The sequence below is a fragment of the Polymorphobacter multimanifer genome, from assembly GCF_014205635.1.
GTDB classification, from domain to species: domain Bacteria; phylum Pseudomonadota; class Alphaproteobacteria; order Sphingomonadales; family Sphingomonadaceae; genus Sandarakinorhabdus; species Sandarakinorhabdus multimanifer.
Genome location: NZ_JACIIV010000003.1, coordinates 110983 through 130621, shown reverse-complemented (window position 1 = coordinate 130621; position 19639 = coordinate 110983). Strand labels below are relative to the sequence as shown.

Here is a 19639-nt window from a genome sequence, read left to right as displayed (position 1 = left end):
ATCCGCTGTGGGGCGGCCGTTTCGGCGCTGGACCCGCAGCCGTGATGGCGGAGATAAACGCCTCGATCGGCACCGACAAGCGGCTGTGGCAACAGGACCTTGCCGGCAGCCGTGCGCATGCGACGATGCTCGGCGCGCAGGGCATCATCCCCATCGCTGATGTCGACGCCATTCTCGGCGGCCTGGCGCAGATCGAGGCCGAATATGCCGCCGATGGCGTGCCCGAGGATATCGCCCTCGAAGATATCCACATGACCGTCGAGACTCGGTTGCGGGCGCTGATCGGCCCCGGTGCCGGCCGCCTGCACACCGCGCGGTCGCGCAACGACCAGGTGGCGACCGATTTCCGGCTCTGGGTGCGATCCGCCTGCACCGAGGTCGATGCAGCGCTGCTGGCCTTCATCGAAGCGCTGCTGGCGCGCGCCGAGCAGCATGCCGACACCATCCTCCCCGGCTTCACCCATCTGCAGATCGCCCAGCCCGTCACCCTCGGGCATCACCTGATGGCCTATGTCGAGATGGCGCTGCGCGATCGCTCGCGCTTCGCCGATGCCGCGGCCCGGATGAACGAGTGCCCGCTCGGCAGCGCAGCGCTTGCCGGCACCGGCTTCCCGGTCGATCGCGATGCCACCGCGGCTGCACTCGGCTTCGCGCGGCCCACCGCCAACAGCCTCGATTCGGTGTCGGACCGCGATTTTGCACTCGATTACCTGTCGGCCGCAGCAATGGCAGGGCTGCACCTGTCGCGGCTCGCCGAAGAGCTGATCATCTGGGCAAGCCAGCCCTATGGCTTCATCACGCTGCCCGATGCCTGGTCGACGGGCAGCTCGATCATGCCGCAAAAACGCAACCCCGATGCCGCCGAGCTGGTGCGCGCCAAGTCCGGGTTGCTGCTCGGCAATTTCCAGCGGCTGGCGGTGATCATGAAGGGCCTGCCGCTCGCCTATTCGAAGGACATGCAGGACGACAAGCCGCCGGTCTTCGAGGCGCACGACACGCTCGGGCTGTGCCTGACGGCGATGACCGGCATGGTGGCGACGATCGGCTTCAACACCGCCCGGATGCGCGCCGCCGCGGCTGCCGGCTTCAGCACCGCCACCGACCTCGCCGACTGGCTAGTGCGCGAGGCCGGCGTGCCGTTCCGCGAGGCGCATGACATCACCGGCCGCGCCGTTCGCGCCGCCGAGGCTGCCGGCACCGATCTCGACGGGCTTTCGGATGCCGATCTCGCCGCGATCGACCCCCGGATCACCCCGGCGGTGCGCAATGTACTCAGCGTCGAGGCGTCGGTCGCCAGTCGCACCAGCTTCGGCGGCACCGCTCCTGCCAATGTGCGCGCCGCCATCGCTGCGGCGCGGGTGCGGCTGTGATGCGGCCGCTGCTGCTGGTGGCGCTGCTGGCGCTGGCCGCTTGCGGCAAGCAGGGGGCGCTGCGCCCCGTGCCGCCCGCCACGCCGCCGCAAAAACCCGCCGATGCCATTCGCGCGCTCACCCCCGACGAAATGCTCAAGCTGCCGCCCCAGGCCATCCCCGGCCGCGTCGATGATCCGCTGCTGCAGTCGCAGGACCGCCCCGACGATCGCTTCAACCTGCCGCCCCCCCGCTGACACGACCGCCGAGACGATCATGGACCATTTCACCATCAGGGACGGCGTGATGCACGCCGAGGATGTCAGCCTCGAGCTGCTCGCCAACGAAGTCGGCACGCCAGTCTATGTGTACAGCACGGCGACGATCGAACGGCATTACAATGTGTTTGCCGCCGCCGTGTCGGGGCTCACCGATGGCAATCCGCTTGTGGCCTTCGCCGTCAAGGCCAATCCCAACCTGTCCGTCCTCGCGACGCTGGCGCGGCTGGGGGCAGGGGCCGATGTCGTGTCGGGCGGCGAGCTGGCGCGCGCCCTTGCCGCCGGCGTGCCGCCCGAGCGGATCGTCTTCTCGGGCGTCGGCAAGCAGTTGCCTGAGCTGCGCGCCGGGGTGGAAGCCGGCATCCTGCAGTTCAACATCGAGTCCGAGGCCGAGATCCTGATGCTCGGCGCCGTCGCGGAGACGCTGGGCAAGACCGTCGAGGTCGCCATCCGCATCAACCCGGCGGTCGATCCCCGAACGCACGGCAAGATCAGCACCGGCGGTGCCGATGCCAAGTTCGGCATCCCCTGGGACCGGGTACCGCAAGCCTTTGCCCTTGCCGCCAGCCAGTCCCACCTTCGCCCGGTCGGTCTCGCCGCGCATATCGGCAGCCAGTTGACCGATCTCGGCCCGGTGGAAGACACGATCCGCAAGCTGGGCGCGCTCGCCACCGATCTCGAAGCGGCGGGCCATGCCATCAGGCGGATCGATTGCGGCGGCGGCCTCGGCGTTCCCTACCGTGCCGATCAGCCCGCCCCGCCGAGCCCGGCGCACTATGCCGCGATGGTGGCGCGCGCCACCGCCGGCTGGCGCTGGCGTCTGATGTTCGAGCCTGGCCGCATGATCGTCGGCAATGCCGGCGTGCTCGTCTCCACCGTCATCCTCACCAAGGAAGGGGCATCGAGGCATTTCGTCGTCGTCGATGCCGCAATGAACGACCTGCTGCGGCCTTCGCTCTACAATGCCTGGCACGATATCCGGGCGCTGCGCCCCCGCGAAGACCGTTGCACCGCCACAGTGGTCGGACCGATCTGCGAGACCGGGGACACCTTTGCCGAGGACCGGGACATCGAAACGGTCGGGGCAGGGGAACGTATCGCCTTCATGACCGCTGGTGCCTATGGCGCCACCATGGCAAGCACCTACAATTCGCGGCCGCTGGTGCCCGAAGTGATGGTTTCGGGGGGCAAGTGGGCAATCGTGAGCCAGCGCAACCAGCCCGAGGCGATGCTCGCGCTCGATGCAAGGGCACCGTGGTTGTAGAACTGGGGCTATGAGGAGTTTTTCGATGACGAGCGTGCGCACTGCAGTCTTCCCCATCGCCGGCAAGGGCACCCGCTTCCTGCCCGCCACCAAGGCCGTGCCCAAGGAGATGCTGCCCGTCGTCGACAAGCCGCTGCTGCAATATGCCGTCGAAGAGGCGCTCGCCGCCGGAGTCGAGCGGCTGGTGTTCGTCACCGCCCAGGGCAAGGGCGCCATGGAAGATCATTTCGACATCGCCTACGAGCTGGTCGAGACGTTGCGCGCCAAGGGCAAGACCGCCGAACTGGCCGCGGCCAGCGACATGGTGCTCGATCCGGGCCGTATCCTCTCGGTGCGCCAGCCGCAGGCACTGGGGCTGGGCCATGCCGTGTGGTGCGCCCGCCATGTCATTGGCAACGAGCCCTTCGCGGTGCTGCTGCCCGACGAGCTGCTCTGGAACCCTGCCAATCCAGCACTGGCCGAAATGGTCGATGCCCATGCAAGGCTCGGCGGCAACCTGATTTCCGTCCTCGAAGTGCCCGCCGAGCATACGCACCGCTATGGCATCGTCAGCCCTGGCACCACCGACGGGCTGATAACCGAAGTCAGGGCGCTGGTGGAGAAGCCGGCGCAGGGCACCGCGCCGTCGCGCCTTGCCGCCATCGGCCGCTACATCCTGCAGCCCGAGGTCATCGGACTGCTGGCAGACGCGCAGTCGGGCGCCGGCGGCGAGATCCAGCTCACCGATGCCATGGCGCGGCTGATCGGCAAGCAGCCCTTCCACGCGCTCACCTTCACCGGCGAGCGTTTCGATTGCGGGGACAAGGCCGGCCACATCACCGCCAACATCGCTCTGGCACTCGCCCGCCCCGACATCGGCCCGGTCGTGGCAGACTGGCTGCGCGCGCGGTCGCTATAGCTCAGGCGGCCACGGCCGAGCGGGCGGTGCCCGGCAGATAGAGGCTGAACGTGGCGCCCTCGCCAGGCACGCTGGTACAGAGCGCATAACCGCCATGGCCATCGGCCACCGCTTTCACGAACGCCAGCCCCAGCCCGACCCCGCCAGCATCCCCACCGGTGCGGAAGCGATTGAACAGCTGCGCCTGGATCTCCACCGAAACGCCGGGGCCTGCATCGCTGATATCGAGCCGCCAATCCTGCGCATCGGCCTGCAGCCGCACGCCGACCACGCTGTCGGCCGGCGCGAACTTCACCGCATTGCCGAGCAGGTTGATCACGGCGCGCAGCAGCAGGCCATGATTGCCCCAGGCCATGGATTCCGCCTCCAGCCCATCGCCGACGATGCGGATGCCGCGCGCCGTCGCCAGCGGCCACAGCTCGTCGACGGCTTCGGTCGCGATCGCCGCCAGGTCGATCTCGCCCATGGCATAGCCACCGGCGTCGGCGCGCGCGAGTTGCAGATAGCCATCGGCGAGGCTGATCGTCCGCCGCGCCAGCTGCCGCAACCGCTCGGCCGTCTCGGTCGGCAACCCGGTTGTGCGGTCCACCAGCGCCAGGATCGAAGCCTGGGGCGCCCGCATGTCATGGGTCAGCAGCTGCAACGCCTCCTCGCGTGCTGCCTCGGCGCGCCGCAGGGCCGAAATGTCGGCAAAGCGCACGATCCAGCCCAGGGGCGCCCCGTCCGCATCGCGCCACGGTGTGAAGCGCACCTCGCGCGCGGTGCCGTCCTTCGCCGTGAACTCGCCGCGCCAGGGGCTGTCCGGATCGGCCAGCGCCCTGGCACCGAAGGGCGGGAGGTCATTGTCGGCAAAGGCCGCATCAACGGCGCCGCCGTGCAGCTCCGGCCCGAACAGCTCCTCGGCCGCTGCATTGGCAGCCACGATGGCGCCGCCCTCGCTCACCAGCACGGTGGCATCGGGCAGGCCGCGCAAGGCTGCATCGGCAAGCCGGCGCAGCTCTTCCACCCGGTCGATCGTCGCCGCCAGCATTTCCGTCGTGCGCGTCACGGGGTCGGACGCAATGAAACGCCGCCGATGCGGAAGCCCGAAATCGCCGAGCGTGTTGAGCTCGCGCGTCATCCAGTCGTTCACCACCACGAGCCGCCGCCACGCCCAGACCGGTGGCGCCGCCAGCAGCGCCACCGCCGCGGCGGCCGGCTCGGCCCAGCGCCCGGTCAGCACCAGCCCGGCGGCAGCGAGCAGCAGCAACAGCACCATCAGCCCGAAGCCGAACAACCCGGCCACGCCCGGCCGCAGGATGAGCATGCCGACCATCACCAGCCACAGCAGCACCAGCGCCAGCGCCAGCGATCGGCCCGGGCCCGTCGCCTGGATCACCCGGCCCTCGATCAGGTCCGCTGCCAGCGTGGCGTCGATCTCGACGCCGGACATCGGCCCGCCGCGTCCCGACACCGCCGTCGAGAATTGCGCGCCGAGCCCTGCCGCCGTCACGCCGACAAGGATGACCCTGCCCTTGATGAACTCCTCGGGCACTTCGCCGGCAAGCACGGCCGAGATCGGCACCGCCTGGAAGCTGCCGGCCGGGCCGCGGAAGCCGAGCATCCGCTCGCCCCGCCGCTCGAGCCGGCCGTTGGTGGCGTCATGCGGCGGCAACCCGGCAATCGCGGCATCGCCCATGGGGCCCGCGACAAGTGCGGAGATATGCGGCCAGCGCTGGTCCCCATCCAGAGCCAGATCGAGCCGCCGCACGACTCCATCGATATCCTGGCGCACCGTGCTGTGCCCGGCCAGCGCCCCTTCGGGCGGCAGCTCGGCATCATGGCCGCGGCCATTGGTGCCCGGCACGCGAATACGCACCGGCATGGCAACCGGAACCCCCACCGCCCGTGCGCGCAGCACGGCAGCCGACACCACGTCGCTGGCGACCTTGCCGTCGAACATCACCTCATAGCCGATCGCGCGGGGCCCTGCCTTGGCCAGGGCATCGATCGCGGCGCCGTGCCGCGATGCAGGCCAGGGCCAGGGCCCAAGCTCGGCCAGGCTGGCATCATCGATGCCGACGATCAGCACATCCTGCGACGATGGAACCGAGATGATCTGCAGCGTGGCATCGTAGATGGCCTGGTCGAGCCTCGTCAGTGCGCGGCTGTTGTCGAACGCCAGCACCGCGAAGCTCATCAGCGTCAGCACAAGCAGCCACTCGCGCAACAGTGGACCGATCTGGGCAAGCGGACTTCGCAAATGCATTGGCCCATCGCCTCCCGGTCCACCACGCCCCAGATTTGTGATCATCGGCGACCCGGAGCGTGGCCGCGTTGCCAGCCACGGCGCTGTTCGGCTACGGCGAGGCAGTTCATTCAGACCAGGTCGCTGTCAGGGTTTCGGTCTCGATCAGCGGCATGCCGTCACCCGATGACGGTGCCGGAGACGCCTCCACCGCCGGCTCGTTCGCCGGTGCCGCAAGCGCAGCGTCTGCCGGCACAGCGGCTGTCGCGATCGATCGCGTGGCCAGAAAGCCGGCCTGTTGCCGGACCGGCTGGTGGCTGGCCTTGATCGTGCGAAGCACCGTCCCGGTCACGCTGGCAACCATCTCGGCGGTATCGCCGGCGAGCGACGAGGCCACCGCCACCGGCGCATCGACAGCGGGCGAGTTCGCGTCATCCCAGCCTGCGAAGGTCATCCCGCGCCAGCCCGCCGGGTCATCGACCCGGTCCTGCTGCTCGAGCAGCGTGAGCCGCTGGTTGATCTGGCCGGTCAGCACCACCCGGTGCAGCGCGTCGATCCTTGCCCTTGATTGCGACGGCAGCAAAAGCCGCCGGCCACCCTCGATTTCGATGCGCACATGGCTGTTCGGGCCGGTCTCGACGATGTCGCCTTCCGCCAGCATCATCCCGAGGACGAGCGGCGTGCCATTTCCCAGCCGCGCCTGTCCGGCAAAACCGATCACCTGCGCACGCAGCGCCTGATGCCGCAGCAGCGCCGCGGGGACGCTGACAACCATGCCCCGCTGCAGCCTGGCGCCCAACGGCATGTCGTTCGCCATGGCAAGACGGTGCGCCGCGCCGGGGTCGATCAACCCCTGTGCCGCGATGCTGTGAAAGGTCCCGGTTGATGGCAGGACATACCGCAGTGGCGCGACATCGACCCAGCGCTGCTCGACAGTCGCCTGGTTCAGTGCTGGCGCTGCCATCGGCAGTGACAGCAGCATTATCGCTGCAATTGCGCGCCCCTTTGCCACCCCTGGTTCCCCGCCGTTACTTGGCAAGGTCAGAAAAAATTCGTTTATAACTCTTAAAGAGTATTAACTCATCCTTCCAACCTCTCCAATCTATAGCCGAAACTATACACTGATGCCAGCCTGAGACCATTGTCAGGACGCAGCGCCAACCGGCTTCTGATCTGCGAAACATGGGCATCGAGCGTGCGGCTCGGAATGTCCGGGTTCCGCCCCCACACCGTCTCCATGATATACGCCCGCGACAGCGGACGGTTCATGTTCCGGAACAGGACGAGCGCCAGTCCGAACTCCTTGGCCGTGAGCGTGATCGGTTCGCCGCGAAAGGTCACCGTCATCGTCAGCGGGTCGAAGCGATGGTCGCCGAACTCCTCCACCTTCGGTTGCTCGCCGGCGCCATAGCTTCGGCGCAGGAGGGCTTCCACCCGGGCGCGAAGCACCGCCGGCACCAGCGGCTTGGTCACATAATCATCTGCACCGGTATCGAGACCGCGCACGATGTCGTCGTCGCCGGTGCGTCCGGTCAGCATGATCACCGGGGGTGCCGGCGAAAGATTGGCCTTGGTCCAGGCGAGCAGCTCGACGCCCGAAACATCGGGCAGTTCCCAGTCCATCACCAGCAGATCGAAGCTCTCGCGCCGCAGCGCACGACGCAATGCCTCACCCTGGTGAAATTCGAAACAATTATGACCGGCCCCCCGCATCACATTGGCAACCTGCGCGCAAAGCTCGCGATCATCGTCCAAAACAGCCAGCCGCATCATGTTCTCCCCGTATCGGCCGCCCCTTGAACGGAGCGCCAACGAATTGTCAAATAACAGCTACGGGGCGGGGGATACATTGGTGCCACAAAGATTTTACAATCTTTGCCACGCGCAAGACGGTATGGGATCGGATCGCAGTTGTGGGGCGCCGATCAGTCGGTCAGCGGCACCAGCAAGATCCGCGTCACCTGCCGTACCGAACGGGCACCGCGCGCTTCGCCAGCGGCCACAAGCCTGTGCGGACCATCGGCTTCATCCAGTGGCGTCCCGTCGCAGGCATCGGCCAGCAGCAGCTGCGCATTGCCCAGCTTCGCATCCAGCTCGCCGAGGCTGAACACCACCCGGTAGCCATCCGCCGCCTCCACCAGCACCATCATCCGCAAGGCATCGCCTCGCAGCGCCTCGCCCGCTGGTGCGCCAGCCTTGGCGAGAACATCGCGCAGCCAGACGCCTTCGCACGTCCGTGCCTTGCCATGGTCCATCCATGCCAGTGTTTGCCGCGCCAGCCCGTCGACCGCCAACGGCACCGGTGTCGCCGGGCCAACGCCCAGCGCTGCGACTGGCGCCGCCATCATCGCTGCCAACCCTGCAACCATAATCCGCCACATCGCACTCTCCCATGCAAAATTGCCGCGCGCAGCCTCGCAACCCCGGCATTGACCCGCCGTCCACTTTCCCTAGGACATGGGCGGGATGATTCCCACACCCCCGCCTTTCGATCCCCGGCAGCTCCGCGATGCCTTCGGCTGCTTCGCCACCGGCGTCACCATCGTCACCTCGGTCGATGGCGAGGGCCAGCGCATCGGCCTCACCGCCAACAGCTTCACGTCCGTCAGCCTCGATCCGCCGCTGCTGCTGGTCTGCCCTGCCAACAACGCCTCGGCATTGCCCGGCATCCGTGCCTCGGGGCGCTTCGCCGTCAACGTGCTGGCCGAACCGAGCCGCCCGGTCGCCGACCGCTTCGCCCGGCGCGGCATCGATCGCTTCGCCGATGCCGATTGGCTGGAGTGGGACGGCGTGCCGGTGCTCGCCGAAGCCAAGGCGGCCTTTGCCTGCACCCTGCATGCCGACCATGATGGCGGCGATCATCGCATCCTGGTCGGCCGGATCATGCGCTTCGGGCTCGAGCCGTCGCGCGAGTCGCTCCTCTATGCCCATGGCCGCTACCGGCGTCTCGATGTCGGCAGCTGATCCGCGGACCGCGGCGCAGGAAGCGCAGGAAACCGCGGCCCTCGCTCGTGGCGGCCGCACCAGCTTCATCGGTTATGTGCTTCGGCTGGCGGCGCGCTTCCCCTTCCTGTTCATCGCCGGCCGCCTTTACGGCGCCGAGGCGCTCGGCCGCTTCGCCTATGCCACGATGGTGGTCGAGCTGGTGGCGATGTTCGCCACGTTGGGGCTCAAGCGCGGCCTCGCCGAAGCCATGGCAGCGCGCGAGGGCGAGGAGACGGCGACGCTTTACGACAGCCTTCTCGTCTGCCTCATCGCGGGCCTGCTCGGGAGCCTGCTCCTCGTCGCCGTGCCGCAGATCGTCTTCCCCACCAGCGGCGGGGACGCATCGCTCGAGCGCTGGTTCCCGCTCATCATCCCGGCGATCGTGCTGTCGGATATCAGCCTCGCCGCGCTGGCCTTCCGCCACGACATTGCCGCCACGGTGCGCGCCCGCTCGCTGGTCGAGCCCTGGGTCCTCAGCATTGCAGCCCTTGCCTTCGCCTTCACCCTTCTCAAGCCCGATGGGCTCATCATCGCCTATCTGCTGTCGATGATCGCCGCCGTGGTTGCCAGCCTGGTGCCGGCATGGCGCGCCTTCGGGCCGCCCGCCAACTGGCGGCTCGATATCGACCGGCTCTGGACGCTTGCCCGCCGCAACATGGCACTCGCCGGGGCGGACATCATCGAATGGGGTGCGCGCCGCCTCGATATCTTCATCCTCGGCCGCTTTGCACCCCCCGAAATCGTCGGCATCTATTATGTGGCACAGCAGATCGCCTCGCTGCCGCAACGCCTCAAATCGAGCTTCGACCCGATCCTCGCACCCGTCCTCACGACCAATCTCGCCGCCGGCCGCACCGCCAAGGTGGCGCTGCACATCCGCCAGGTCGGCTTCTGGGTAAGTGCCGCACAGCTCGGCGTGGTGCTGGCGCTCGGCATCACCGGCCAGGCCGGCATGGGACTGTTCGGGCCGGTGTTCGCCGGCGGTGCCATCATCCTCGCGCTGCTGCTTCTGGCCGAGCTGTTCGCCGCCCAGGCCGCCGTCGCCGAGTCGGCGCTTGTCTATGTCGCCCGCGGGCGCAACTTCGGCTGGTCGCTCGCCGGCATCACCATCCAGGCCGGGCTTTCGCTGCTGCTCGTCCCGCGCTTCGGCGGGGAAGGCGCCGCCGCAGCGCTCGCGGCTTCGGTGCTCATCCTGTCGGTCGCCAAGTCGCGCCTGCTGGCGAAGCTGCTCGATCATCCTGTGGCAGGCTGGCGCTGGTCGCTGCTCCTCGCCGGCCTGCCCGCCTTCGCCATCGGCCTGCTCGTCCTGCGCACCCCCGAGCCGGTGCAGCTCTCCATCGGCCTCATCGCCATCCTCGGCACCTTCGCCGGCCTCATCTGGCGCTTCGGCTTCAAGGGCGCCGATCGGCTGCTCTTCGCCCGATCGCTGCGCGGCAAGGACTTTCCGACCGACGACGCGGTTGCCGTCGACAAGGCCTGACCCTCAACGCCCCTTGGCGCGGATCGCCGCCTTCACCGCCTGCCGCTTGAGCCAGTAGAAGGGGCCTGGGAAGCTGCTCTCCGCCCAGAGGATGGCGCGGTTTGCAGCACTCGCCTGGTCCTTGGGCCGAAACACCTGCGCCCCTCCCACCGCGTCGGTCGGCAGGTCGAGATGCCGCGTCTGCAGCTGCAGGAACCGGTCGTGTGCCGCGATCATGTGGCAGGTGATCGAGCTGCGCGCCGCCTCGGCGTCATGGCTGGCGAGCGATCCATGGATCGTCCAGGCATTCCAGATCAGCACATCGCCCTTGATGAGCCGGGGTGCCCGGATTTCCATGGCGCGCTGGCGGATCACATCGACGACCTTGCCGATATACACGTCATGGTTGTCGGCGATGTTGGTGTAGATGTCCTGCTCGCCCAGATCGATCCTGTGCGAGCGCGGGCAGATGAAGAAGCGGCCGGCAGTGGCGGAAATATCCTCCACCGCAATCCATGCCGCCATCATGCTGCCAACCTTTTCGGAATCGAGATAATAGCTGTCCTGATGTTCCCAGGTCGCGGAATTGCCCTCGAAATACATCGATTGCACGATCTTGGGCGCATCACCGAGAAAGTGCCGCGCGACCGTGACGAGCTGGTGGTCGGTCAGGATCTTCTCGACAGCGAAACTGCGAAAGCCCGGAAAATGCGTCGGGTCGACGCTCTGCAGGTTGAGGATCGGATTCATGATCCAGCCCTGGCCGTTCTTCACATGCCGCTCGGCCTTGGCCGTCGCCTGGCGGTACATCGGCCCATCGAAGGGCTTGACCTCGGCCTCCCACAGCGCCCGAATGCGGTCGCACGCCGCCGTGTCGACAAGCCCTCGGAAGACGACATAACCCTCCGCCTCATAATAGTCGCGCGCCGCGTCGAGCTGGTCGGGCGCAAACTTCGGCGACACATCTTCGGCGTCGGTTTCGGGCACATCGACCGGAATGCCATTGGGGGTGTTGATCCGGATCATGCGGCAAGCTCCTGTCGGCGCCGGCCAGGCGTGTCAATCACCGTCAATGCGCGTCGCCCCACGAAATCCCGGTGCCGACCTCGACCCCCAGCGGCACCGAAAGCTCGACGAGCGGCCGGTGCGCATTCTCCATCACCCCCCGCACGACCGCCGTCGTCGCCTCCACCTCGCCCTCGGGCACTTCGAACACCAGTTCGTCATGCACCTGCAGCAGCATCCTCGCACCCAGCCCGCCGGCCGCGAGGGCAGGGGGCATCGCCACCATCGCGCGCTTGATGATGTCGGCCGCCGTGCCCTGGATGCGGGCATTGACCACGGCGCGCTCGGCGAACTGCCGCTCGCCCTGGTTCCTGGATGTGATGAGCGGCGCGTGGCATTTGCGGCCGAACAGCGTGGTGACGAAGCCCTTGTCCTTCGCGGCGTTGATCGTCTCGGCCATATAGTTGCGGATGCCGGGGAAGCGGCTGAAATACAGGTCGATGTAGCGCGCCGCCTCGCCGCGATCGATGCCGAGCCGCTGCGCCAGCCCGAACGCGGAAATGCCATAGATGATCGAGAAGTTGATCGTCTTCGCCCGCGCCCGGGTGTCGCGATTGACCTCGCCGAACACCTCGCGCGCGGTGAGCGCATGGACATCGCCCCCTTCCGCATAGACCGCCTTCAGCTCGGGCACATCGGCAACATGCGCCACCAGGCGCAGCTCGATCTGGTTGTAGTCCGCCGCCATCAGCACATGGCCGGGGGCGGCCACAAAAGCATGGCGAATGCGCCGGCCAAGCTCGGTGCGGATCGGGATGTTCTGCAAATTGGGGTCGTTGGAAGACAGCCGCCCGGTGGTCGTTGCCGCAAGCGCGAAGTTGGTGTGCACCCGGTCCGTCTTCGGGTTGATCTGCGCCTGAAGCGCATCGGTATAAGTGCTCTTGAGCTTGGAAAGCTGCCGCCATTCGAGCACCTTGGCCGCCACCTCGATGCCGCTCTCGGCCAGCCGCTCGAGCTCGGTCACATCGGTCGCCCAGGCCCCCGTCTTGCTGCTCTTGCGCCCAGAAGGCAGCTTCATCCGCTCGAACAGCACTTCGCCCAGCTGCTTGGGGCTGCCGATGGTAAAGGGCCCGCCGGCCGCCTCATGGATTTCGCCCTCCAGCCGCGCGATCTCGATTTCATACGCAGCCGACAGCCCGGCCAGGGCAGCGCGATCGACCCGGATGCCGGCGATCTCCATCGACGCAACCACCGGCAGCAGCGGCCGGTCGACCTGCTCATAGATGCGCGTCACCTGCTCACGCCACAGCCGGTCCTTGAAGACCGTGTGCAGCCGCAGCGTCACATCGGCATCCTCGGCGGCATAGTCGGTGGCGGCACGCAGCGGCACCTGCGAAAAGTCCGCCTTGGCCGAGGCCACCCCGCCCGTCACCATCTTGAAGCTGATCGGCGTATGGCCGAGATGCTTCGCCGAAAGCTCGTCCATGCCATGATGCCCCCGCCCGGCATCGAGCGCATAGGAGAGCAGCATCGTGTCGTCGAAGGGCGCCAGCAGCTCGATGCCATGCTGGCGCAGCACCACCATGTCATACTTCAGGTTCTGCCCGACCTTGAGCACCGCCGGATCGGCCAGCAGCGGCCGCAACGCCTCCAGCACTTCGGACAAACCCAGCTGGTCGACCTTCTCGGCGAGCAGCCCATCCCCCGAGCGATGGTCGACCGGGATATAGCAGGCGCAGCCGGGCGCGGTGGCCAGCGACACACCCACCAGCCGCGCGCGCATCTGGTCCACACTGTCGGTCTCGGTGTCGATCGCCACAACGCCGACTGCCCGGGCATCCATGATCCAGGCGTGCAGCCGCTCGGCCGTCGTCACCGTCTCGTAATCGGCATGGACGAATTTCGGCTGCTCGGCCTGCACCGCGGCGGTTGCCGCCCGGCCCTCATCGCCGCCCTCGCGGCTCAGCTTGGCGAGCATCGCCTTGAAGCCATGCTTGCCGAGAAACGCCGCGAGCGGTGCCGGCGGCGGCGGCCGCAGCCCGAGCGCATCGAGCGGCTCGGCGAGCGGCACATCATCCTTCAGCCGTACCAGCTCGCGAGACAACCGCGCCATGTTGATCGATTCCGCAAGCGTCGCCTTCAGCTTGGGCTTCCTGATCGCCTCGATGCCGGCTATCACCCCCTCGACATCGCCGAACTGCACGATCAGTTCGGCCGCCGTCTTCGGCCCCACGCCGCGCACCCCGGGAATATTGTCCGCGGTGTCGCCCATCAATGCCAGCACCTCGCCCACCTTCTCGGGCGGCACGCCGAACTTCTCGATCACCGCCTCGCGGTCGATCCGCTTGTTGGCCATGGTGTCGTAAAGGTCGAGCCCGGGCTCGACGAGCTGCATCAGGTCCTTGTCCGAGCTTACGATCGTCACGTCATAGCCGGCCGCCAGCGCCACCTTGGCATAGCTGGCAATGATGTCATCGGCCTCCACCCCGGCTTCCTCGATGCACGGAATCGAGAAGGCCCGCACCGCATCGCGGATCAGCGGAAACTGCGGCAGCAGGTCTTCGGGCGGCGGCGGCCGGTTGGCCTTGTAATCGGCATACATGTCGTTGCGGAAGGTGTGGCTGCCGGCATCGAGCACCACCGCCAGATGGCTCGGCGCCTCGGCGGCATTGAGCTCGTTGACCAGCTTCCACAGCATCGCAGTGAAGCCATAGACCGCTCCCACCGGCGTCCCTTGCGGATCGGTGAGCGGCGGCAGGCGATGATAGGCACGGAAGATGAACCCCGAGCCATCGACGAGATAGAGATGCGGTTTGCCCATGCAAAACGGCCTAGCAGCCAGCGCGGCGAAAGGGTAGCGCGCGGCGTCCACTTCTGGCATCGCCATCACCATGCAAGCCTTCACCACGCTCACCGGCACCGCCATCCCCTTCGGCCTCGAGAATGTCGATACCGATGTCATCATTCCGGCGCGCTTCCTGAAGACGATCAGCCGCGCAGGCCTCGGCAAGTTCGCGTTCACCACGCTGCGGGAAGACCCTGCCAACATCTTCGACAGCCCGCGCAACAGCGGCGCCCCCATCCTCATCGCCGGCGACAATTTCGGCTGCGGCTCCAGCCGCGAACACGCGCCCTGGGCACTGGCGGACATGGGCATCCGCGTCGTCATCGCGCCCGGCTTTGCCGACATCTTCTCGGGCAATGCCTTCAAGAACGGCATCCTGCTCGTGCAATTGCCGCAGGAGGCGATCGACCGATTGCTGGAAGTCGCCACCGAGCACCCCGTCACCATCAATCTCGAAAACCAGACCGTGACGACACCCTTCCAGGACCGGTTCACCTTTCCGGTCGATCCGTTCCGCAAGCATTGCCTCGTCAATGGCCTCGACGAAATCGGGCTGACAATCGGCATGGCCCCTGCCATCGCCGCCCATGAAAGCCGGCTTGCAACCGACCGCCCCTGGATCTGACCAACATGCGAGCCATGCGCCTGGTGCATGGCAGCCATGCAAGCCATAACATGATTATAGAGTGCAATGCGGTGTCACATCATCGTAACATGCTTTTGTTCGGTAATTCGAACGTCCAGCCCAACGCCCTCACCGGCGTTGCAACGACGAGCTGGAACCTTGGAAGACTTCAGCAGACTTCCTGATTTTCCTCATGCCGGTACGATTGATCGGGGGCACACGGGAAGATCAGGCAATTGATCAGCCGCCTTGCAATGGCATCGTGCTTTCGCTGGCACACCGCCGCTGCAACGATCAGGAACAGCGCTCGTGCTGCCAATGAGCTGGCACAGCGTCCCGGTCGGCACCGAGAGGTGCAACGGTTCCCGGGCCGCCTGATCACGGCCTGGCGGAGCGATCGTATCGGGCAGCCGCCCGCCCGGTCGATATGCGAATGTCGGCCAAAGACTGGTCGGTACGGTCGCTCCGATTCTCCTTGCATGCAACGGCGCTCGGCAAACGCGAAACGCCAGCGTTCAGCCTCGCCAGCCGCCTTCTCGTCGGCACAGGCGGTCGCGGATTGGCAGCGCCGCATTTCCCCATTATGCCGCAGGGATGACAAAAACCCTGCTCCTCCTCCCCGGTGACGGCATCGGCCCCGAAGTCACTGCCGTCGCGCGCCGGGTGGCGGGCCGGCTGATCGCGCAGGGCCTCGCCCTCCAGGTCGAGGATGCGCTGTTCGGCGGCGCCGCCATCGATGCCGAAGGCGCTCCGATTTCGGACGAGACCATCGCCCGTGCCAAGGCCGCCGATGCGGTGCTGATGGGCGCCGTCGGTGGCCCCGCCTGGGTCGACCAGCCTTTCGACAATCGCCCCGAGGCCGGTCTGCTCAAGCTGCGCGCCGCGATGAACGTCTATGCCAACCTCCGCCCGGCGCGCTGCTTCGCCGCCCTTGCCGATGCCTCCAGCCTCAAGCGCATCTTCGTCGAGGGGCTCGACATCATGTTCGTTCGCGAGCTCACCGGGGGCGTCTATTTCGGGGAGCCGCGCGGGATCGAGACGCTCGAAAACGGCGAGCGCCGCGGCGTCAACACCCATGTCTACACGAGCAGCGAGATCCGCCGCGTGGCGCGCGCCGCCTTCGAGCTGGCGCGCACCCGCAAGAACGAAGTCGTCTCGGCCGAGAAAGGCAATGTCATGGAGGCCGGCCTGCTCTGGCGCGAGGAGGTGCAGGCGCTTCGCGACGCCGAATATCCCGACATCAAGCTCAGCCACATGCTCGCCGACAACATGGCGATGCAGCTCGTGAAGAACCCTCGCCAGTTCGATCTCATCCTCACCGACAACCTGTTCGGCGATATCCTGTCGGACCAGGCGGCCATGCTCACCGGTTCGCTCGGCATGCTGCCCAGCGCCGCCATCGGCGATGCCGGGAAGCCCGGTCTCTACGAGCCGATCCATGGCTCGGCGCCGGACATTGCCGGCCGCGGCGTCGCCAACCCGAGTGCTGCCATCCTCAGCTTCGCCATGGCGCTGCGCTACAGCCTCGGCCGCGCCGATCTGGCCGACCGGGTAGAGGCGGCTGTGTCGGCAGCCCTTGATGCCGGCGCCCGCACACCCGATCTCGGCGGCACCATGAGCACGGCTGCGATGGGGGACGCCGTCCTCGCCAAACTCGGCTGATGCACGGGCCCCAGTCCCTGACCTCGCGGATCATCGGCCCGTTTCTCACCGGGCTGGTGTTCCTGGCGCCGGTGCTCATCACCATCATCCTCATCCAGTGGGTCGCCGGCTATGTGGTGGCGCTGCTGGGGCCGGACACGCTCATCGGCGGCCTCTTCGCCAGTTCGGGCATGCTGTTCACCCGCATTCCGCAACTTGCCTTCGTGTTCGGCCTCGGGCTGGCGCTCGCCATCATCTGGGTGTTCGGTCTCCTCGTCCAGTCGCGCGCCGCCAGCCTGCAGAGCCGGTTCGATAGGCTCCTCGGCCGCCTGCCGATCGTCGGCGGCGTCTATCGCCCGCTGGCGCAGATCGTCCGCATGGTCGGCAAGGCGCCGTCGGGCGAATTGCAGGGCATGGCGGTGGCGCTCATCCGCTTCGGCCCCGAAGTCGAGATCATGGGCCTGCTCGCCACGCCGCAGATCTATGATCTGGGGCAGGGGCCGCAGCATCTCGTCATGCTCCCCACCGCCCCGGTGCCCATCGGCGGCGCGCTGATGTTCGTCAGTGTCGATGCCGTCAGGTTGATCCCGCAGCTCGGCGTCGACGACATGGCGAAATTCTATGTCTCGATGGGCACGATCGCTCCTGCCGGCCTCGGCCAGGTGATGCCTTGAGCCTCACGCTTCGCATCTTCCTGTCGCTCGTCGCCGGCCTCGCCACCGGCGCCGCCCTCGCCGCCTTCGCCACGCCCGACACCGCCACCGCCATCGGTGATGTGCTCGCCCCCATCGGCGGTCTCTGGCTCGATGCGCTGCAGATGGTCGTCATCCCGCTCGTCATCGGGCTGTTGTTCACCGGCATCGCCGATGCCGCCGGCACCGCCCGTACCAGCCGCCTCGCCGGCCGTGCGCTCCTGCTCTTCGCCACGCTCATCGCCGCCACTGCCATCTTCGGCGCGGTTTTCGTGCCCTGGCTGCTGTCGGTCTGGCCGGCCTCGCTCGATGCCGCCCAGGCGATCATCGGCGCGGAGGCCGCGCCGCCCGCCGCCACCAGCCTCGATCTCGGCGCCTGGCTGCGCAGCTTCATCACCACCAATCCGTTCAAGGCGCTCGCCGAGGCGAACATGCTGCAGCTCGTGGTGTTCACCGGCCTGTTCGCGCTGGCTGCCACCAAGCTCCCCGATGAACAGCGCAAGGCGCTCGTTGGCATCTTCAATGGCCTCACCGGCGCCATGCTCACGCTGGTCAACTGGGTGCTGTGGCTCGGCCCCATCGGCGTTTTCGCCCTCTCCGCCCAGGTCGGCATCCGCGCCGGGCTCGATGCCATCGGCGTCCTCGCCCATTATGTCGCCGTCGTCAGCCTCACCCAGATCATCCTTATCGTGGCACTCTACGGGCTTGCCCTGTTCACCCGCACCGGCCTCATCGGCTTCGCCCGCGGCGTACTGCCCGCACAGGTCGTCGCCGTCAGCACCCAGTCGAGCATCGCCTCGCTGCCCGCCATGGTCACCGCCGCCACCGGTCCGCTGCGGGTGCCCGCACCCGTCGCCAAGCTCGTGCTGCCGATGGCAGTGGCGGTTTTCCGCTATACCAGCGCCCCGGCCAATCTCGCCGTTGCCCTTTATGTGGCGCATCTCAACGGCATGGAGCTGGGGCTCGCCACGCTCGTCGCCGGCGCCGCAGTTGCCTTCGCGGTGTCGGTCGCCGCCGTCGGCCTGCCGGGGCAGGTCAGCTTCATCACCTCGGTCGGCCCCATCTGCATCGCCATGGGCATCCCGCTCGAGGCCTTGCCGCTGCTCATCGCCGTCGAGATGCTGCCCGATATCTTCCGCACCTTCGGCAATGTCACCGCCGACGTCGCCGCCACCGCGGTGCTCGCCCGCAACGAACCGCCCGACCACGAAAAACTTGACAACGAGCCCGTCTGAGCGAAAGCCCGGCGCCCTCAGGAGATATCAAATGGCCTATAAAGTCGTCGTCGTCGGCGCCACCGGCAATGTCGGGCGCGAAATGCTCAACATCCTCGCCGAGCGGCAGTTTCCCATTGCAGACATCGCCGCGGTCGCCAGCGCCCGCAGCCAGGGAGACATCATCGATTTCGGCGATTCCGGCCGCGAATTGAAGGTCCAGAACATCGAGAATTTCGACTTTTCCGGCTGGGATATCGCCCTGTTCGCCGCCGGCTCGGGCCCGACGAAAATCCACGCCCCCCGCGCCGCCGCCGCCGGCTGCACCGTCATCGACAACAGCTCGCTCTACCGCATGGACCCCGATGTCCCGCTCATCGTGCCCGAGGTCAATCCGCACGCCATCGACGGCTATCGCAAGAAGAACATCATCGCCAACCCCAACTGCAGCACCGCGCAGATGGTGGTGGCCCTGAAGCCGCTCCACGATGTCGCCATCATCCGCCGCGTCGTCGTCAGCACCTACCAATCAGTCTCGGGCGCCGGCAAGGCGGGCATGGACGAGCTCTTCGAGCAGTCGCGCGGCATCTTCGTCGGCGATCAGTCGACGCCGGAAAAATTCACCAAGCAGATCGCCTTCAACGTCATCCCGCACATCGGCGATTTCCTCGAGAACGGCGCCTATGAAGGCTATACCGCCGAAGAGTTGAAGATGACGCGCGAAACCCAGAAGATCCTCGATCCCGAGATCGAGGTGACCGCCACCTGCGTCCGCGTTCCGGTGTTTGTCGGCCACTCAGAAGCCATCAACATCGAGTTCGAAAAGCCCATCTCGGTCGCTGAAGCCCGCGCCATCCTGCGCGAATCCCCCGGCATCATGCTCGTCGACAAGCGCGAGGACGGCGGCTACGTCACCCCGGTCGAATGCGTCGGCGATTATGCCACCTTCATCAGCCGCCTGCGCCGTGATCCCACCGTGGACAACGGCCTGGCGCTCTGGTGCGTCTCGGACAACCTCCGCAAGGGCGCCGCCCTCAACGCCGTCCAGATCGCCGAGCTGCTCGGGCGCAGGCATCTGAAGAAGGCAGCGTAAGAAGGGCCTCCGGCGGCCGGGGCCTTGGGCCCCGGACCCCATTCTTGGGCTTTCGCGGAGGCAA

17 protein-coding genes are annotated in these 19639 nt (G+C 67.2%); 11 read left to right on the top strand and 6 right to left on the bottom strand.

Annotated elements, in window-relative coordinates; translation table 11 throughout:
• Positions 1-5: 5 nt before the first annotated feature.
• The 4 genes from argH to FHS79_RS02765 are packed head-to-tail and all read left to right on the top strand — an operon-like array spanning position 6 to position 3789.
• Positions 6-1370, top strand: a complete 1365-nt coding sequence (argH, locus tag FHS79_RS02780) for an argininosuccinate lyase (RefSeq protein ID WP_184195188.1) — start codon at positions 6-8, stop codon at positions 1368-1370.
• Positions 1370-1606: a hypothetical protein gene (locus FHS79_RS02775; RefSeq protein WP_184195021.1), complete on the top strand. Its 237-nt coding sequence runs from the start codon at positions 1370-1372 to the stop codon at positions 1604-1606. Before argH ends, FHS79_RS02775 begins: the two co-directional genes overlap by 1 nt.
• A gap of 19 nt (positions 1607-1625) precedes the next feature.
• Positions 1626-2891: a diaminopimelate decarboxylase gene (gene lysA / locus FHS79_RS02770; RefSeq protein WP_184195018.1), complete on the top strand. Its 1266-nt coding sequence runs from the start codon at positions 1626-1628 to the stop codon at positions 2889-2891.
• A gap of 25 nt (positions 2892-2916) precedes the next feature.
• Positions 2917-3789, top strand: coding sequence for a UTP--glucose-1-phosphate uridylyltransferase (locus FHS79_RS02765; protein WP_184195015.1), 873 nt, complete (start codon positions 2917-2919; stop codon positions 3787-3789).
• A 1-nt stretch (position 3790) separates the two neighbouring features.
• On the opposite strand, the gene FHS79_RS02760 is transcribed toward FHS79_RS02765, so the two are convergent.
• From FHS79_RS02760 to FHS79_RS02745, 4 genes are all read right to left on the bottom strand, one after another.
• Positions 3791-6037, bottom strand: coding sequence for a CHASE2 domain-containing protein (locus FHS79_RS02760; RefSeq protein WP_207792192.1), 2247 nt, complete (start codon positions 6035-6037; stop codon positions 3791-3793).
• Positions 6038-6143: 106 nt separating this feature from the next.
• A complete protein-coding gene (locus FHS79_RS02755) occupies positions 6144-6998 on the bottom strand; it encodes a FecR family protein (protein ID WP_184195009.1) in 855 nt (284 codons plus the stop codon).
• 98 nt (positions 6999-7096) lie between these two features.
• Positions 7097-7786 (bottom strand): response regulator transcription factor, encoded by a 690-nt coding sequence (locus FHS79_RS02750; RefSeq protein WP_184195006.1) that lies wholly within the window; start codon positions 7784-7786, stop codon positions 7097-7099.
• A 155-nt stretch (positions 7787-7941) separates the two neighbouring features.
• Positions 7942-8397, bottom strand: coding sequence for a molybdopterin-dependent oxidoreductase (locus tag FHS79_RS02745; RefSeq protein ID WP_184195003.1), 456 nt, complete (start codon positions 8395-8397; stop codon positions 7942-7944).
• An 85-nt stretch (positions 8398-8482) separates the two neighbouring features.
• Here FHS79_RS02745 and FHS79_RS02740 point away from each other — a divergent pair, with 85 nt between their 5' ends.
• A complete protein-coding gene (locus FHS79_RS02740) occupies positions 8483-8980 on the top strand; it encodes a flavin reductase family protein (protein WP_184195000.1) in 498 nt (165 codons plus the stop codon).
• Positions 8967-10481: a lipopolysaccharide biosynthesis protein gene (locus FHS79_RS02735; protein WP_184194997.1), complete on the top strand. Its 1515-nt coding sequence runs from the start codon at positions 8967-8969 to the stop codon at positions 10479-10481. Before FHS79_RS02740 ends, FHS79_RS02735 begins: the two co-directional genes overlap by 14 nt.
• Before the next feature lie 3 nt (positions 10482-10484).
• On the opposite strand, the gene FHS79_RS02730 is transcribed toward FHS79_RS02735, so the two are convergent.
• Both FHS79_RS02730 and polA read right to left on the bottom strand, forming a co-directional pair.
• Positions 10485-11486 carry a phytanoyl-CoA dioxygenase family protein gene (locus tag FHS79_RS02730; protein WP_184194994.1) on the bottom strand — a complete coding sequence of 334 codons (1002 nt, stop codon included), beginning with the start codon at positions 11484-11486 and terminating at the stop codon, positions 10485-10487.
• Between the two features lie 43 nt (positions 11487-11529).
• A complete protein-coding gene (polA, locus tag FHS79_RS02725; protein ID WP_184194991.1) occupies positions 11530-14286 on the bottom strand; it encodes a DNA polymerase I in 2757 nt (918 codons plus the stop codon).
• Positions 14287-14356: 70 nt separating this feature from the next.
• Here polA and leuD point away from each other — a divergent pair, with 70 nt between their 5' ends.
• From leuD to FHS79_RS02700, 5 genes are all read left to right on the top strand, one after another.
• Positions 14357-14935, top strand: a complete 579-nt coding sequence (gene leuD / locus FHS79_RS02720) for a 3-isopropylmalate dehydratase small subunit (RefSeq protein WP_184194988.1) — start codon at positions 14357-14359, stop codon at positions 14933-14935.
• A 594-nt stretch (positions 14936-15529) separates the two neighbouring features.
• Positions 15530-16597, top strand: a complete 1068-nt coding sequence (gene leuB / locus FHS79_RS02715) for a 3-isopropylmalate dehydrogenase (RefSeq protein WP_184194985.1) — start codon at positions 15530-15532, stop codon at positions 16595-16597.
• The gene (locus FHS79_RS02710) at positions 16597-17250 is read left to right on the top strand and encodes a DUF502 domain-containing protein (protein ID WP_184194982.1); all 654 of its coding nucleotides are present in this window, start codon (positions 16597-16599) and stop codon (positions 17248-17250) included. The genes leuB and FHS79_RS02710 overlap by 1 nt, the downstream gene beginning before the upstream one ends.
• A complete protein-coding gene (locus FHS79_RS02705; protein WP_184194979.1) occupies positions 17247-18503 on the top strand; it encodes a dicarboxylate/amino acid:cation symporter in 1257 nt (418 codons plus the stop codon). The genes FHS79_RS02710 and FHS79_RS02705 overlap by 4 nt, the downstream gene beginning before the upstream one ends.
• Positions 18504-18534: 31 nt before the next feature.
• Complete coding sequence (locus FHS79_RS02700) at positions 18535-19575, top strand: aspartate-semialdehyde dehydrogenase (RefSeq protein WP_184194976.1); 1041 nt, start codon at positions 18535-18537, stop codon at positions 19573-19575.
• Positions 19576-19639: the final 64 nt, after the last annotated feature.